This is a genomic window from Marinobacter sp. 2_MG-2023 (assembly GCF_030546935.1).
GTDB lineage: Bacteria > Pseudomonadota > Gammaproteobacteria > Pseudomonadales > Oleiphilaceae > Marinobacter.
Genome location: NZ_JAUOPH010000004.1, coordinates 453479 through 468562, shown reverse-complemented (window position 1 = coordinate 468562; position 15084 = coordinate 453479). Strand labels below are relative to the sequence as shown.

Genomic DNA, 15084 nt, shown 5'->3' with positions numbered 1-15084 from the left:
ATTTAGTGGCTCTCCACCGTACCGGCACTGGTGATTCGGTTGTGAGCCTCAGATATATCAACCCGTGCATGGCGTACCACACTGATGCCGGCTGTGATCGCCAAGGTGCCCATTATGGCCGCCACGATAAGATCCGGCCACGCGCGTGCTGTGCCGAACACACCCAGAGCCGCGGCCATGACAGCGATGTTGCTGATGGCATCGTTGCGGCTGCATAGCCACACCGAGCGCATGTCCGAATCCCCACTGCGAAACCGGAACAGCATAATGGCAACGCCGGAGTTTGCTACCAGAGCCAGTAAACCAACAGCCCCCATGGTAAGTGGTTCGGGAGTGATGCCTTGTTCCAATACCCAGATGGCCCGCGCCCAGACGGCGATACCGAACACCGCCATGGTAATACCTTTCACCATGGCCGCCCGGCCACGCCAGAGCATGCCCATCGAGAGCACAGAAAGCGACAGGATATAGTTGGCGCTATCGCCAAAGAAGTCGATGGCGTCAGCCATCAGCGACACCGAGCCGGACTGTAAACTGGCGATGCCTTCGACAAAAAACATGGCCAGGTTCACCCACAGGGCAATCCAGAGTGCGCGACGAAAACCGGGAGCCGGAGATTGCGGCTCCGGGCCAGAACAACTGCATGCCATAAACACCTCCAATACAAGTCTGTCTGTATTAGAAACCCTGTAGCTACTACAAGGTCAACACCCGCCAAAACGTTTTATTCGCTCCTCAGGTTTTACCTGGCCTGTGAGTGCCAGGAATGTGATTTCCCTGGTCTCTGCTCTTGGACTGAAGACCCTCGATTTCGGCGTTGAGTCCGTCCAGAATGCCACACTCCTTTACTGTACCTGCATCCGAGCAGGCTTTTTGCAGTTGCTGCAGGGTTTTCTCAAGGTTTTTCAGCTCTTTCAGTCGGTCGCGTACATGGTTCAGGTGGTGGGCCAGCAGCGCATCGACTTCCTGGCAATCTGCTTCAGGGGTTTCTGAAAGCCGGATCAGTTCGCGTATCTCATCCTGGGCCATATCAAGACTCCGGCAGCGCTTGATAAACAAAAGGCGCCCCAGATGTGCGTTACGGTAGGTGCGGTAACCATTGGTGTCGCGGTCCGGGTTGGGTAGCAGACCGATTTTTTCGTAGTACCGGATGGTTTCCACGGGAATGGCCGTGGCTTTTGCGAGTTCACCGATTTTCACGTTCAATTGCCTTTGTCGATGCCCGGGGAATGTTCTGAATCCGCCACACAACACATGGTTGCATGTGGTAGCGTAAGGCCTTTCGGGGATTTTTCACAAGAAACGGAGGTTCATGTGCTGGAGCGGCTGCAACGTCGGTTGGGATTGCAGACCATACCGGGGGTGTTTTTTACCTCGGCCGGTGTGGCCACCCTGTTTGTTGCTCTTGCGGTGCCGTTTGATGAAGCTGTTGCTGGCAGCTTTGGCCTGCTGACCGGTTGGGTGGCTCGTAATCTTGGCTGGTTTTATATCCTCTCTGTTAGCGCCTTACTGATTTTCCTGCTTGGCCTGGCCGTGAGCCGTTATGGCGATATCCGCTTGGGTGCTGACGACAGCCGCCCCGATTATTCCAACCTTACCTGGTTTACCATGCTGTTCGCTGCCGGCATAGGCACCATTCTGATGTTCTGGGGTGTTGCAGAACCTGTATCGCACTTCTCCAGCCCACCTTTTGACGGCGTACAACCCGGCTCTGAACGGGCTGCCAGCGACGCTATGACCATAGCGCTCTATCACTTTGGCTTGCACACCTGGACCATCTTTGCCTTGCCGGGCCTGGCGATCGGTTACTTTGCCTACCGACACAACTTGCCCATGCGCATCAGCAGTCTGTTTTACCCGATACTTGGGGAGCGGGTCTACGGCCCCTGGGGCTGGACGGTGGATGTTATTGCTGTGCTCGGCACTTTGTTTGGCGTAGCGACATCCCTGGGGCTGGGGACGCTGCAGTTGAACAGCGGCCTGAATTATCTGTTTGGTACACCTTCCTCCGGTCTGGTGCAGGTTGCGTTGATTGCGGTTATTACCAGCATTGCCGCTACATCGGTGGCGTTGGGGCTGGATAAGGGCGTAAAGCGGCTTTCCCAGCTTAATATTCTGCTGGCTATGGCTTTGCTTGCCTTCGTTCTCATTGCAGGGCCTACGGTGTTCATTGCGGAAGGGATGGTGCAAAGCGTGGGGGATTATTTTGATGCCTTGCCATGGCTGGCATTCTGGACAGAAACCTTCAAAGAAACGGACTGGCAGAGGCAGTGGACCCTGTTCTATTGGGCATGGACGATTTCCTGGGCGCCTTATGTAGGCATCTTCATTGCCCGGATTTCCCGGGGGCGAACCATTCGCGAGTTTGTTGCCGGAGTGCTGTTTGCGCCCACAGCCTTTACGCTCGTTTGGTTTGGCATCTTCGGGTTATCCGCGATCAATGTTGAGATGGGTGGAGAAATCGCGCTGGCGGAGCAGGTACATAAAGACCCGTCAGTGGCGATTTTTGCCTTTCTGGAGGCCTTTCCTTTTTCCGGCCTGGCATCTGCCCTGAGTGTGGTCATTATCGTGGTGTTCTTCACCACCTCGTCCGATTCTGCCTCTCTGGTTATCGATATGCTGACTCGGCGCGATGACCAGCCATCGTTGGTGCGCCAACGTATTTTCTGGGCGGTCGCCCAAGGGGTGATTGCCGCAACCTTGTTGTTGGCGGGCGGTCTGGATGCCCTGCAGAATGTCATTACCTCATTGGGTCTGCCTTTCTGCATTCTTTTGATTTTCATGGCCGTGGCGTTGTTCAGGGCGCTTCGCGCAGATTACCGTGGCTACAGCATGAACGAACTGATCCACGGCAGAGCCTTCCCCGAAGTGGAGGCAGGCTCTGGAACCAAGCAGGAGAGCGAGTATGTACGAGAAACTGTTGATCGCAATTGACCCGGAAGACGACGGAGAGGGTAAGCGCGCGCTCGAGGCCGCTATCGGTCTGCTGGCTGAAGACGGCGAGCTTCACCTCGCCAGTGTATACAGCCCCGGAGGGGCCGGGTTTTTTCCGCATGTAACCCCGGATGCCCCGGAAAAGAAAGAGGCCGAGGTCCACGACGTACTGGATTTGCTTGCCCGGAAATATCTGCCGATGAACCGCAGTGCCAACCTGCATGTAGTAGCCGGGAACACAGGCGAAAAACTGGTGGGTATGGCCGGCCAGCTGGGCGCGGACCTTATGTTGCTGGTCTCCCGGGGAGGTGGTGGCCATTGGCCAATGCGCAGGGCGACTGTTGAGTATGTTTCGGTCAATTCTCCCTGTGCTGTTCTGGTATTGCCATCCCTGGAGAAAGCAGAGCCGGAGAATAGTGCAGAGTAATTCAGAAGGTTACGGCAGGGGGTGCCAATGAAGACAGTTGCAACCATCTTGGGCCGAGTAATCCTGCTCCTTCTGGTGTGGTGGGCGTTCACCGAAGGCGATGTCTCGGGACTCGGATTTGGTCTGGTCATAGCGATTCTGGTTGCAGCGGTTTCTATGCGGCTTTACCCGCGGGGTGCTGCCCGAATTCGTCCAGTGCAGTTGTGGCTATTTGTGCTGTTTTTCCTTGGCCGATCCGTTGTGGCCGGCATCGATGTGGCTCGCCGTGTATTGTCACCATCCTTGCCGGTAGACCCAGGTTACTTCACGGTTCATCTGACCTTGCCCGAGGGCAGCCCACGTTGGCTGCTGGCCAATGCCTTGTCACTGATGCCTGGTACGCTGAGCGTCAGCCTTGACGGACCTCGACTGGAGCTGCACTGCCTGGATACGCAAAGCTCCGTTGAAGAGGACGTCAGGGCTGCGGAGCAAAAGGTTGCGCGTGTTTTTGGTTTGCCATTGCCGGACGAAACATGCCATTCAGAGGGCGCGAGATGACACTTATGTTCAATGCGGTTGCCGTTTTTCTTCTGCTGACGCTACTGGTGGCATTGGTACGGATCTGGCGGGGGCCGACATCGTCAGACCGTATGCTGGCGTCGCAATTGTTTGGCACTACCGGGGTTGCTTTATTGCTGGTTCTGGCGGAAGCCCAGGTTGCCCCAGCACTAAGGGATGTAGCCCTCGTTCTGGCATTGCTGTCTGTTCTGGCTATTGTCGGTTTCGTTACGCGGGTTATCCAAATTGACCGGAGGGCATCGTGATGGCGTTCGTTCAGGTGGTGCAGGGAATACTACTGGTTACTGGATGCCTGTTCTTCGCAATTGGTACTCTGGGTCTGTTCCGCTTTTCAGATACTCTGTTGCGGATTCATGCGCTCACCAAGGTCGATAACCTAGGGCTTGGGTTTATTATTCTTGCGCTGGTGCTGAATGCCGCGTCACTGGCGATCGGCGTAAAAGTGCTCCTGATCTGGGTGGTGGCCCTGGCAGCCAGCGCCACCTCTGCTCACCTGATCGCCCGGGCTGCTCGCTTGCAGCAAGGTGACGACTCTGAACCAAAAGGCTCCCATGACTGACTGGTTGCTGGATGGACTTCTGGTGTTTGCGCTGTTGGCCACAGCCGCATCGGCCTTATTGTCCCGGGATTTGTTTCGCGCAGTCGTTGTGTTCATTGCTTTTGGGCTGTTGATGGCTGTCGCCTGGGTGCGACTTCAGGCGCCCGACATTGCTTTGGCGGAGGCGGCTATCGGAGCCGGCCTTACCGGGGTGCTCTTGCTGGATGCTGTCAGCCACCTTGGCAACAAGCGTCAGACGGCGCTGAGGCAGACGCGTGGGTCGCATAGGCAAGGGAGTGACCAGTCATGATCCGGGCTTTGCGCACCTGTTTTATTGCTCTCGCGTGTATTGCTTTCAGCGCTGTTTTGGGAGCCAGTATCTGGGTTATCGCCGGCGATCCTGGCCAGGGAAACCTGTCGCAGCTGCTGTCTGAAAATATGAGCCGAAGCGGCGTCGAGCACCCGGTCACCGCCGTGCTGTTGAACTTTCGCAGTTACGATACGTTGTTGGAGATAGGTGTTCTGGTAATTGCCGGCATTGCCGGGATATCCATGTCTAAAACCACGTCGCTTGAGGACCCGGAACTGCGCACCTCGGACCCTCTGCTCTATGCACTGCAGCGCTGGTTTATACCACTGATGCTGGTGCTGGCAGGCTATCTGCTATGGGCCGGCGCCGATCGCCCAGGAGGGGCGTTTCAGGCCGGCGCGGTGCTCGCTGCTACCGGCGTATTGATGCGTCTTGGCGGAATCCCCATGGAGTTTCTGCGTCCGGGGTTGCTGTTGCGGCTGGGTTTGGCGCTGGGTTTTTCCGTGTTTTTGCTGGCCGCGGTTGTGAGTGTTATCGGAGGAGATGCCTTTTTAGCCTATCCGCCCGGAATGGCCAAGCCTCTGATTCTGGTGATCGAATCCGTGCTGACACTGTCCATTGCCATGGTCTTGTTGGCGTTATTTGTGTCTGCGCCGGTCAACGACGCTGAGGATCCGGAGGAGGGTGATCCGTCATGACGCCATCCTTGCTGTATGCAATGGCCGGGGCCGTGCTCTGTGGCATTGGTTTGTTCGGGTTGCTGCGTCTGTCGCACCTGCTGCGCAAGCTGCTCGCCTTCAATATTATGGGCTCCGGGGTATTTCTGATTATGGTGGGGCTGCCCCAGCATCATGTCGGACCCGACCCAGTGCCCCAGGCTCTGGTGTTAACCGGAATTGTGGTGGCTATTGCCGCCACCGCACTGGCTGTGGTGCTGATACGGCGTTATTACCACCAGTCGGGTATGGCGAGCCTTGAGGGAGAGGCCGATTCCCGTGAAGGTGGCCCGCTATGACGCTGTGGCTGATGGCAGGTTTGTTGTTTACTCCGTTGGCCTGGGCGGTTCTAACGCTGTTAACCGATTTTGTCTGGGGTCGTCGGGTTACCTGGGTGGGTATTCTGGTTCAGGTGTTTGTTTCGCTGGGGTTGTGGCTGACGGTTGCGCAGAACGGAGGGTTTTATTACGACTTAGGGGGCTGGGGCGCCCCTCTGGGCATCGAGCTTCGCGTGGATGGGCTTGCGGTTACGTTTGTTCTGCTTACCGCAGCGGTGGCCAGTGCCTGCGGTCTTCATGCAGGCGTCTATATTGACCGGCACAAGTCCTGGCACAGGTATTTCTGGCCTTTGTTCTGGTTTCTCTGGTCCGGGCTTAACGCGGTCTGGCTGGGTGGTGATCTGTTCAATCTCTACGTAGGCCTGGAGCTGATCAGCCTCTCGGCCGTGGGTCTTGTTGCTCTCGGTGGTAATGCCAACGCTCTGCGGGCTTCGATCCGGTATCTGCTTGCGGCGCTGCTTGGATCCCTGGCCTATCTGTTGGGCGTGGCATTGATATACGGGCAGTTTGGTACCTTATCTATCGCCGGAGTAGTGTTGTGGCTGGATAGCCATTCGGCCTCTGCCGGACCCGGATTGGCGCTTGCGTTGATGGTTACGGGCCTTGCATTGAAAACGGCATTGTTTCCCCTCCATCGCTGGCTGCCGCCAGCCCACGGAATCGCGAAATCCCCGGTTAGCGCTCTCTTGTCGGCACTGGTGGTCAAAGCGTCTTTCTACATCGCGGCCCGGTTGTGGTTAGCGTTCGGCGAATCGCTTGGCAACCAGGCGGCGGCACAGGCTGTTGGTTTTATGGGCAGTGCCGCGGTGATCTGGGGCAGTTGGCTTGCGTGTAAGCAAGTACAGCTGAAGCAGGTGGTGGCTTATTCTTCCGTGGCACAGATTGGTTACCTGTTTCTGTTGTTTCCGCTGACGTACTCAGTCTCAGATTCAATATCTCTGCAAGCTCAGCAAGGTATTACTTTGCAGGTGATCAGCCACGCGCTTGCCAAAGCTGCCATGTTCCTGGCAGCCGGCAACCTCATTCTGTCGGTTGGAAGCAGTCGGGTTGATGCCCTGGCCGGTGTCAGCCGCTTTCTGCCGTTTTCTCTGTTTTCCTTTGGTCTGGCCGGGGTGTCGTTGATGAGCTTGCCCCCATCTGGCGGATTCGCAGCCAAGTGGCTGTTACTGCAAGCCAGTCTGGGCAGTGGCCAGTGGTGGTGGGCATTGGTATTACTTGCAGGCGGCCTGCTGTCTGCGGCTTATTTGTTCCGGATTTACCGGGCTTCGTTTGCAGAAATTCCGGAAACCGACCAGTTCTTTCATCCGTCCAAAAGCCTGGAGGTCATCCCGATGGTTCTGGCACTAATGGCGCTGGGGCTTGGGTTCGTGTCAGAACAGGTGCTATCCGTGATGGCGTTGCCATTTGCAGAGGAGGGCGCGCCATGACACTTGAGCAGTGGCTTCCGGTTTTCGCCTTGATGATATCACTCGCGGCCTCTCTGGTGATCTTTGCCTTGCCGGAAACGGGTTATGTTCGGCGCACATCGGTCAACCTGGGCGCTGCCGTGCTGAAGCTCGTGGTCGTGATTGTGATGGTCTGGGGTGTGTTTCACGGCGTGAACTATGGCGTTAGCTTCACTATGCTGCCGGGCGTGACCTTTGTGCTGAGGGCGGATGCGCTTTCAATGATGTTTGCGGGCCTTTCGGCGGTACTCTGGCTGCTGACCACCATCTACGCAGTTGGGTATCTTGAAGACTCTCCGAACCGCAGGCGGTTCTTCGGTTTTTTCAGCCTGTGTGTCGCCAGTACCATGGGGATAGCGCTGGCGGGGAACCTGTTCACTTTCTTTCTGTTTTACGAAATGCTGACGCTGTCTACCTATCCCCTGGTGGTTCATCGCGGCACCGAAAAGGCGCTGAGGGCAGGGCGGACTTACCTGATTTATACGCTCACTGGCGGTGCCGTTCTGCTGTTCGCTATTGCCTGGCTGCACAGTTTGGCCGGTGATCTGTCGTTTCGTGACGGTGGTCATTTCGTTGATGCTGACCCGGATATTCATCGCTCTTTGATTCTGATTTTCATATTGCTGGTGGCAGGGCTGGGGGTAAAGGCTGCACTCTTCCCTCTGCATGGCTGGTTGCCCCAGGCAATGGTAGCTCCCGCCCCGGTGAGTGCGCTTCTGCACGCTGTGGCGGTAGTCAAAGCCGGTGCTTTCGGAATCGTGCGGGTGGTTTACGATGTATACGGGGTTGAGGCTTCGTCTGCCCTGGGGCTGCTTGCGCCACTTTCCTGGTTGGCTGCGTTCACCATCCTCTACGCTTCCACCCGGGCGTTATGGCAGGTCGATCTGAAACGACGGCTGGCATTTTCGACGATAAGCCAGGTGTCTTACATTATCCTCGGCATTGCTCTGGCTGGGCCTTTAGCCGCCGTTGGCGGACTGGTTCATTTGCTGCATCAGGGCATAATGAAAATTACCCTGTTTTTCTGTGCCGGCAATTACGCGGAAACACTGGGAATCCATCGAATTGATGAGATGGACGGTGCCGGGCAACGCATGCCGGGGACTTCCGTGGCCTTTACCATTGGTGCGTTCGGCATGATTGGAGCTCCGCCCCTGGCGGGTTTCATTACCAAGTGGGTCATGGGCAGCGGCGCCCTGGCCGTGAATATGGACTGGGTCATTCTGGTGCTGGTGGGAAGCAGCTTGCTCAACGCCGCATATTTTTTGCCTATTGTTCACCGGCTGTGGTTCCGGGAAGTGAAGGGAGCCTGGCCAGAGGAACGCCACTGGGGGCGGCTGGAAACCAGCCCGTGGCTATTCTGGCCGCCATTGCTGACGGCCGTTGTGACCGTGGTGATAGGTGTACTGGCTTCGCTCCCATTCAGCCCGTTGTCCTGGGCTGAACTGATTGTATTGCGGGAGTATGCACCATGATGGTTGCTGAGCCGGGCCTCGCTGTGCTGGCGGTGTGCTTGCCCCTGTTATATCCCGTGATGGCGTTGCGAGCGAACTGGCACAGGGCAATGTGTTTTGCCCTGCCGCTGCTGCCACTGCCCGCATTTTTTCTGGCGGTAAGCAGCGACTCTGGCTGGCAACTGGAGTTGCCCTGGTTGCTGAATGGCGGATTGTGGGCCATGGATGACCTGCGACGTCTGTTTCTGCTGCTGACCGCGGTCTTGTGGACGGTGGCCGGTGTCTATGCGGTGGGCTACCTGGCGTTACCTCATATGCGGCGCTTCTGTGTGTGCTGGGGGCTGACTCTGGCGGGCAATCTGGGCCTTACCATGGCCGTGGATATTGGCAGTTTTTACAGCTTTTTTGCGCTCATGACCTTCGCAGGTTATGGCCTGATAGTGCACGAGGGGACAAAAGAAGCCCACTATGCCGGACGGGTTTATATGGCGATGGCGGTGTTGGGTGAAATGTCCATTCTCGCGGGTCTGTTGCTTGCAGCGTCGGCCGCAGATAGTCAGCTGCTTACGGACCTTCCTACGGCCTTGGCCCGGGCACCTCAAAGGGATCTGATCGTGGCGTTGCTGATTGCCGGCTTCGGCGTCAAAGCGGGGCTGCCCCTATTGCATTTCTGGTTACCTCTGGCTCACCCGGTTGCGCCTACCCCTGCCAGTGCCGTGCTCAGCGGCGCGATGATAAAGGCCGGGTTGCTGGGTTGGTTGGTGACATTGCCGTTTGGCGAGGTAGCCTTGAGCGGTTGGGGCGCCTCGATGGTAATTGCTGGTGCGGTCGGTGCTATTGGCGCCGCCATCCTCGGCGTGTTGCAGCATCGTCCCAAGGCTGTGTTGGCCTATTCCAGTATCAGCCAGATGGGGCTGATGGTGCTGATGTTAGGAGCTGCGCTAGCCGATCCGGAACGAGCACCGGTCCTGTTTTCTGTGATTGGCTTGTATGCTCTGCATCATGGCCTGGCGAAGGGCAGTCTGTTTCTGTCAGCGGGCGTGTCACTGCCGGCCGGCCGCATGGGGCAGGTCGTTACCTGGATATTGATTGCTTTGCCCGGATTGTCCTTGGCAGGTCTGCCATTCACCAGTGGTGCGCTTGCGAAACTGGCCATGAAAGCTGGCCTGGCGGAAGACTCACTGGACTTCGCGCTGGCCGGTTACCTGCCTCCCCTGATGACGGCGGGAGCAATTGCTACCTTGCTACTGGTGTTGCGCTACCTGTGGACTCTGTCAGCAAAACTCGAAACAGGCCATAACCCACCGATGCTGTTGGCGGGATGGCTGGCGGCGGTCACTGCGAGCCTGATTGCCTTCTGGTGGATGCCGTGGGACGTGGCCGGACTGGTTAAAGCGCCGGTTTGGCTGCCGGCATCCTACCAGGTATGGGCGCTGGTATGGCCAATGCTGATCTCGCTGGCTCTGGCGGGGTTGGCTTTGCTTGTAAATCAAAAACGCTCCAGCGCCCGCTCTTAGCCTGCCCGCAACGAGGAGCTGCCGTCTCGGGCAGGCAGGACTTACCATCAGTCCATTACAATGGCAGGAAGCGTTGGTTCATTTACCCCTCGCCCTGCGGAAGGAGATTCCGCAAGTATTTGTGTTAACTGGGACGCGATTGTTTTATAGGCCGTTGCAATTTGACCGCCTGGTTCTGCGGCCATGATTGGCTCACCAATGTCCGATCCGGTGCGAATCCGGAGGTCCAGAGGTAGCTCTCCAAGCAATACCGTACCTGCCTCCGTTGCCATGCGCTGGGCTCCGCCATGGCCAAAGATATGCTCCTGGTGGCCACAGTCGCTGCAAATATGAATACTCATATTCTCGATAATGCCAAGCACGGGAACATTCACCTTCTCAAACATACGCAGCCCTTTTCGGGCGTCCAGTAGGGCGATGTCCTGTGGTGTCGTTACAATCACGGCGCCGGAAACAGGCATGCGCTGGGCCATGGTCAGGTGGATGTCCCCGGTGCCTGGTGGCATGTCCACGAGCAGGTAGTCAAGATTGTCCCAGCGCGTTTCGTACATCAGGCGGGTCAAAGCTTGTGTGATCATGGGGCCGCGCCAGATGATCGGAGCCTCTTCATCAACGAGAAAACCTATGGACATGGTCTGGATGCCATGGCCGATCATCGGTTCCAGTATTTTTCCATCGGGGCTGTCTGGCATGCCCTTCAGGCCCAGCATGCGTGGCTGGCTCGGCCCATAGAGATCTGCGTCTAGTATGCCAACGCGGGCGCCGGTGCTTGCAAGGGCAAGGGCAAGGTTAGTGGTGGTGGTGGATTTGCCGACGCCGCCTTTGCCAGACGCGATGGCAATCAGGTGCTTTACTCCCGGAACAGCTTTATGTTCCGGAGGCTGGCGCTTCTGTTTTTGCTCGGGTAAGTAGGAAACAGGGTTGGGCATGATGATATCTCCAATTATTGTTCCACGAACGCGCGTTCAATCACATAGTCGCCAGGCTCGCCCTGCTGAGGCGAGGCTTTGAAACCGAGGCTGTCCAGCAAGGAGCATAGATCCTTGAGCATTGCAGGGCTTCCGCACAGCATTGCCCTATCGGTTTCGGAGTTGAGCTGAGGAAGGCCTGTATCTTTAGCCAGCTGACCGGATTCGATCAGGGTGGTAATCCGACCCTGATTGCGAAAGGGTTCCCGGGTTACTGTTGGGTAGTAAATCAGCTTGTCGCCGATTATCTCAGCGAGGAATTCGTGGCCTGGAAGTTCGCTGGTGAGGTAATCATGATAGGCCAGTTCGCTCACTTCGCGAACGCAATGCACCAGAACCACCTTGTCAAAACGGTCGTAGGTTTCTGGGTCACGGATAATGCTCATAAACGGCGCCAGGCCAGTCCCCGTGCCAAAGAGATACAGGTTTTTGCCAGGCGTCAGGTCGTGCATAACCAGTGTGCCTACTGGCTTGCGGCTTACGAATAATGAGTCGCCTTCCTGAAGGTGCTGAAGCTTCGACGTAAGCGGACCATCCGGCACCTTGATGCTAAGGAACTCCAGGTATTCTTCATGGTTGGCGCTGACAATGCTGTATGCACGGAGCAGAGGTTTGCCGTTTACCGGTAAACCAATCATTACAAAGTGACCGTTTTCAAAGCGAAGGCTCTGGTCGCGGGTTGTTCTGAAGCTGAATAGAGTGTCGTTCCAATGGTGGACGCTGATGACGTTTTCGGTTCCAAGTGCAGCCATGATACTTCTCCGTATTGGCGAGTTTCAGGTGATGTCAAAGTGAGTAAGTGGCCAGGGATGTCATGGCCGTAATAACGAGCAGAGTGCTGAGCAGGGCCAGCAACGCAAACGGTCGCCAGCCCTGCTTGATCAGGGATGACAGACTGGTACGCATGCCCAGAGCGGCCATGGTTACCAGAAGGCAGGCTTGAGACGTGCTGGTCAGTGCATGACGCAAGCCTTCAGACAGCCAGCCAAGGCTGTTCATGCCGAACAAAATAACGAAACCAAGCAGAAACCAGGGGTATTCCGCATTGCCGGAGCTGTTGCGGTTTAACAGTGCGCCCAGCAGCAAAACCAATGGGGCCAGCAAGGCCACGCGTAGGAGCTTGGTCAGCGTGGCGATATCGCCGGCGGTGTCGGATACCAGATATCCCGCGCCCGCGGCCTGGGCGACGTCGTGAATACTGGCGCCTAACAACAGGCCAGTTTGCGGGTCACTGTAGCCCAGCATGGAGAACAGTGGTGGCAATACCAGCATGCATAGTGTGCCTAGTGCGGTCACACCCACAAGCACGCCTAACAGCCGCCGGTCTTCCAGTTTTCCTTGGGGGATAACTGCGGCAACTGCTATAGCTGCGGAAACGCCGCAGATGGCGACAGCAACCCCAGCCACGAGGCTTTGCATAGAAGGCAGCCCCAGCCAGCGCCCCAGCAGAAGTGCAGCGCCGATGGTAACCGGCACGCAGGTTACTACCACCAGCAAGGGCAGGCTTCCAACAGTCATCAATTGCTCTACACCAATCCTTGCGCCCAGTAAGGCAATGCCGGCACGCAATACCTGGCGGCTGCAGAACTCCACTCCGGGTTGCAGTTTGGAATCAGAGGTCTGGCTGGCAAAGCCAAATCCCAGCAGCAGTACCAGCATTAATGCCGGCGCTCCATACTGGCTTGCGAGAAAGCTACCAGCCAGTGCGAGAACAACGCAAAGAGCCGTTCCGGGGTATCGCAGCCGGACTGGCGCCCACCAGATGGTGTCCATGGAACGAAGGGTCTGATTCATGCTACTTGCTCGCTAAGTTCTCGCAGGAACGCCCAGGGGTACAGGCCCCGGTAGTGGCCGTCGCTGAAGTGAAACTGCAGTCCACTGACACCAGACAGTTCGACACTGGTCATGTGAATATCGGCGTCGATCAGGCTTAAACGACCTGTGCGTTTGGCCTGGGTGCACTGGGAGCAAGCGCAGGATTTGCGCAGCAACAAACAACTCAATTGGGTAGTCAGCCCGTCTGGCCAGCTCAGCTCCAGCGTGTTGAGTTTGCGCTTCAGGCGCACTTCTCTGGGTGGTTCAATAGGGGTGTGTCGTGCCACGGAGGCCTCCTCCCATCAAGGATGTGATTACCAATTCCGGAGTTTCAGGTGGCGGAACATGGCGATCAGGCAATTCCATCGGGCGCGCGCTCCCAAGAGCAGCGGCAGACATAACCACCAGCAATAGAGACAGCGTCCGAAAACAACTCGTTATGACAAGTTGGGGCATGTTTCAACGCTCCAGATATTGCATTTTGTCAGGGCGATCGACCCACTCTTCTGCGTCAGGCATGGGTGTTGAGGTTGCATCAATGACAGGCCAGATTTTCGACAGCTCGGCATTAAGCTGGATGAAATGGTGTTGATCCTCCGGTAGGTCTTTCTCATCGAAGATTGCGTCCGCCGGACACTCAGCAACACAAAGGCTGCAATCGATGCAGGCCTCCGGGTTGATTGCCAGAAAATTCGGTCCTTCATGGAAACAGTCGGTAGGGCATACATCGACGCAATCGGTGTACTTGCAGCGGATACAGTTTTCGGTAACGACAAAGGTCATGGCAGTCTCCTGGTATAAGGTTCGCGGGTAAGGGCCAGCCCGTTGTGGGGCAGGCTGGCCGCTTGGTCAGGCTGCCGCGTCCAGTTTAGAGATGGCCCAGCGGGCCAGTTTGCGTACGTCGGGGTCGGGATCGTCCAGAGCGGTCACCACATAGGGGCGACCATCGTTATGTGCGATCGTGCCCAGGGCGCCTATGGCGGCTTTGCGCAGGTTGCTCATGGAGTCTTTCGAGCACTCGCCCAAGACCGGAATGGCCTCCACCACACCCAGCTTTCCTAGCGCATCCACCGCTTTTTCACGTACTTGCCAAAGGTCGTCTTTGGTGGCTTCCATCAGGGCGGGGGCAGCTGCCTGATGATCCAGCTTGCTGATACTGTTGGCAGCTTCACAGCGCACTTGCCAATGCTCGTCTTTAAGAAGACTGACCAAAGGCTGGCCCACCTGCTGTGGATTGGCATATACGAGGGCGCCGGTGGCGGCACGGCGCACATCCGGATCTATGTCATGCTTTGCTGTTTTTACCAGCGCCGGCAGGTTTTCAGGCTGCTTTAGCCAACCAATCACGCCCACTGCTTCACGGCGGACCTGTGGATCTGGGTCGTCCAGTCGTAGTAGTGCCGGGCTCTGAGAACCAGGGTTGCGCAGGGGCTTGAGTGCACGCAGGATGCCGGAAACCACAAAGCTGTCGGTGCTGTTTTCAAGGGCTTTCAGGAGTGGCTCAGCGGCAGCGGGATCTTTTAGATCGGCCAAGGCGTGGGCTGCGCTGTTGCGTACGACTTCATCGCTGTCGTTCAGAGCCGAAATCAGGGCGTCTGCCATATCTTCAGCTTCGAATTCGTCCACTACTTTTGCCGCTTCCTGTCGGACGTTGGTGTCCGGATCCTGGAGCGCTTGAATGACCAGTTCGACGGCTTCTGGTTCGCCGGAATCCACCAGGTCCATGACCGCAACACGCCGGATACCAGGGTCGTCAGATGTAAGCTTTATGGCAATGGCCTGAAGTTCGGGATCATCATAGGTTTTCATGGCTTACCTCAGCGCAGCAGGTAGGGAATGTTTACGGTAACGGCGTCGGTTGGGCAGTCCGCCTCACAGGGCATGCAGTACCAGCACTCGTCGTATTTCATATGCGCCTTGCCGGTTTCTTCGTTAATCCAGAGCACATCCAGTGGGCAAACGTCGATGCACACGGTGCAGCCCTTGTCGGCAATGCATTTGTCCTCGTCTACGATGACGGGAACGCTTGAGTGGTGATTGGCGATAGGCATTGTGGTGTTCCTC

Annotated in this window: 20 protein-coding genes; 11 read left to right on the top strand and 9 right to left on the bottom strand. The window is 56.9% G+C overall.

What is annotated here, in order from left to right:
- Nucleotides 1–2: 2 nt before the first annotated feature.
- Nucleotides 3–650: a cation transporter gene (locus Q4501_RS12760; protein ID WP_303596629.1), complete on the bottom strand. Its 648-nt coding sequence runs from the start codon at nucleotides 648–650 to the stop codon at nucleotides 3–5.
- Nucleotides 651–735: 85 nt separating this feature from the next.
- Nucleotides 736–1200 (bottom strand): Cd(II)/Pb(II)-responsive transcriptional regulator, encoded by a 465-nt coding sequence (gene cadR, locus Q4501_RS12755; RefSeq protein ID WP_303596628.1) that lies wholly within the window; start codon nucleotides 1198–1200, stop codon nucleotides 736–738.
- A 114-nt stretch (nucleotides 1201–1314) separates the two neighbouring features.
- Here cadR and Q4501_RS12750 point away from each other — a divergent pair, with 114 nt between their 5' ends.
- Genes Q4501_RS12750 through Q4501_RS12700 form a run of 11 tightly spaced genes read left to right on the top strand, consistent with a single transcriptional unit; the run spans nucleotide 1315 to nucleotide 10237 of the window.
- Entirely contained in the window at nucleotides 1315–2934 is a 1620-nt protein-coding gene (locus tag Q4501_RS12750) for a BCCT family transporter (RefSeq protein WP_303596627.1), read from the top strand.
- Nucleotides 2906–3361 carry a universal stress protein gene (locus tag Q4501_RS12745; protein WP_303596626.1) on the top strand — a complete coding sequence of 152 codons (456 nt, stop codon included), beginning with the start codon at nucleotides 2906–2908 and terminating at the stop codon, nucleotides 3359–3361. The genes Q4501_RS12750 and Q4501_RS12745 overlap by 29 nt, the downstream gene beginning before the upstream one ends.
- Nucleotides 3362–3388: 27 nt before the next feature.
- Nucleotides 3389–3898 carry a Na+/H+ antiporter subunit E gene (locus Q4501_RS12740; RefSeq protein WP_303596625.1) on the top strand — a complete coding sequence of 170 codons (510 nt, stop codon included), beginning with the start codon at nucleotides 3389–3391 and terminating at the stop codon, nucleotides 3896–3898.
- Nucleotides 3895–4164, top strand: a complete 270-nt coding sequence (locus Q4501_RS12735; protein WP_303596624.1) for a monovalent cation/H+ antiporter complex subunit F — start codon at nucleotides 3895–3897, stop codon at nucleotides 4162–4164. Before Q4501_RS12740 ends, Q4501_RS12735 begins: the two co-directional genes overlap by 4 nt.
- A complete protein-coding gene (locus Q4501_RS12730) occupies nucleotides 4164–4478 on the top strand; it encodes a monovalent cation/H(+) antiporter subunit G (RefSeq protein ID WP_303596623.1) in 315 nt (104 codons plus the stop codon). The genes Q4501_RS12735 and Q4501_RS12730 overlap by 1 nt, the downstream gene beginning before the upstream one ends.
- A complete protein-coding gene (locus tag Q4501_RS12725) occupies nucleotides 4471–4767 on the top strand; it encodes a hydrogenase subunit MbhD domain-containing protein (protein ID WP_303596622.1) in 297 nt (98 codons plus the stop codon). The genes Q4501_RS12730 and Q4501_RS12725 overlap by 8 nt, the downstream gene beginning before the upstream one ends.
- On the top strand, nucleotides 4764–5465 hold the full coding sequence (locus Q4501_RS12720; RefSeq protein WP_303596621.1) for an MnhB domain-containing protein: 702 nt from the start codon (nucleotides 4764–4766) through the stop codon (nucleotides 5463–5465). Before Q4501_RS12725 ends, Q4501_RS12720 begins: the two co-directional genes overlap by 4 nt.
- The gene (locus Q4501_RS12715) at nucleotides 5462–5782 is read left to right on the top strand and encodes an NADH-quinone oxidoreductase subunit K (RefSeq protein WP_303596620.1); all 321 of its coding nucleotides are present in this window, start codon (nucleotides 5462–5464) and stop codon (nucleotides 5780–5782) included. The genes Q4501_RS12720 and Q4501_RS12715 overlap by 4 nt, the downstream gene beginning before the upstream one ends.
- The gene (locus tag Q4501_RS12710) at nucleotides 5779–7248 is read left to right on the top strand and encodes a complex I subunit 5 family protein (RefSeq protein WP_303596619.1); all 1470 of its coding nucleotides are present in this window, start codon (nucleotides 5779–5781) and stop codon (nucleotides 7246–7248) included. Before Q4501_RS12715 ends, Q4501_RS12710 begins: the two co-directional genes overlap by 4 nt.
- Nucleotides 7245–8741 carry a complex I subunit 5 family protein gene (locus Q4501_RS12705; RefSeq protein ID WP_303596618.1) on the top strand — a complete coding sequence of 499 codons (1497 nt, stop codon included), beginning with the start codon at nucleotides 7245–7247 and terminating at the stop codon, nucleotides 8739–8741. The genes Q4501_RS12710 and Q4501_RS12705 overlap by 4 nt, the downstream gene beginning before the upstream one ends.
- Nucleotides 8738–10237: a complex I subunit 5 family protein gene (locus Q4501_RS12700; protein ID WP_303596617.1), complete on the top strand. Its 1500-nt coding sequence runs from the start codon at nucleotides 8738–8740 to the stop codon at nucleotides 10235–10237. The genes Q4501_RS12705 and Q4501_RS12700 overlap by 4 nt, the downstream gene beginning before the upstream one ends.
- Before the next feature lie 47 nt (nucleotides 10238–10284).
- Here Q4501_RS12700 and apbC read toward each other — a convergent pair whose 3' ends face one another.
- From apbC to Q4501_RS12665, 7 genes are all read right to left on the bottom strand, one after another.
- Nucleotides 10285–11166: an iron-sulfur cluster carrier protein ApbC gene (apbC, locus tag Q4501_RS12695; RefSeq protein ID WP_303596616.1), complete on the bottom strand. Its 882-nt coding sequence runs from the start codon at nucleotides 11164–11166 to the stop codon at nucleotides 10285–10287.
- A 14-nt stretch (nucleotides 11167–11180) separates the two neighbouring features.
- Nucleotides 11181–11957 (bottom strand): ferredoxin--NADP reductase, encoded by a 777-nt coding sequence (locus tag Q4501_RS12690; protein WP_303596615.1) that lies wholly within the window; start codon nucleotides 11955–11957, stop codon nucleotides 11181–11183.
- A 34-nt stretch (nucleotides 11958–11991) separates the two neighbouring features.
- Nucleotides 11992–12999, bottom strand: a complete 1008-nt coding sequence (locus tag Q4501_RS12685) for a YeiH family protein (protein WP_303596614.1) — start codon at nucleotides 12997–12999, stop codon at nucleotides 11992–11994.
- Nucleotides 12996–13307 carry a DUF971 domain-containing protein gene (locus Q4501_RS12680; protein ID WP_303596613.1) on the bottom strand — a complete coding sequence of 104 codons (312 nt, stop codon included), beginning with the start codon at nucleotides 13305–13307 and terminating at the stop codon, nucleotides 12996–12998. Before Q4501_RS12680 ends, Q4501_RS12685 begins: the two co-directional genes overlap by 4 nt.
- Nucleotides 13308–13479: 172 nt before the next feature.
- Entirely contained in the window at nucleotides 13480–13803 is a 324-nt protein-coding gene (gene fdxA / locus Q4501_RS12675) for a ferredoxin FdxA (protein ID WP_303596612.1), read from the bottom strand.
- Between the two features lie 66 nt (nucleotides 13804–13869).
- The gene (locus Q4501_RS12670) at nucleotides 13870–14829 is read right to left on the bottom strand and encodes a HEAT repeat domain-containing protein (RefSeq protein WP_303596611.1); all 960 of its coding nucleotides are present in this window, start codon (nucleotides 14827–14829) and stop codon (nucleotides 13870–13872) included.
- An 8-nt stretch (nucleotides 14830–14837) separates the two neighbouring features.
- On the bottom strand, nucleotides 14838–15071 hold the full coding sequence (locus tag Q4501_RS12665) for a ferredoxin family protein (RefSeq protein ID WP_023012262.1): 234 nt from the start codon (nucleotides 15069–15071) through the stop codon (nucleotides 14838–14840).
- Nucleotides 15072–15084 lie beyond the last annotated feature (13 nt).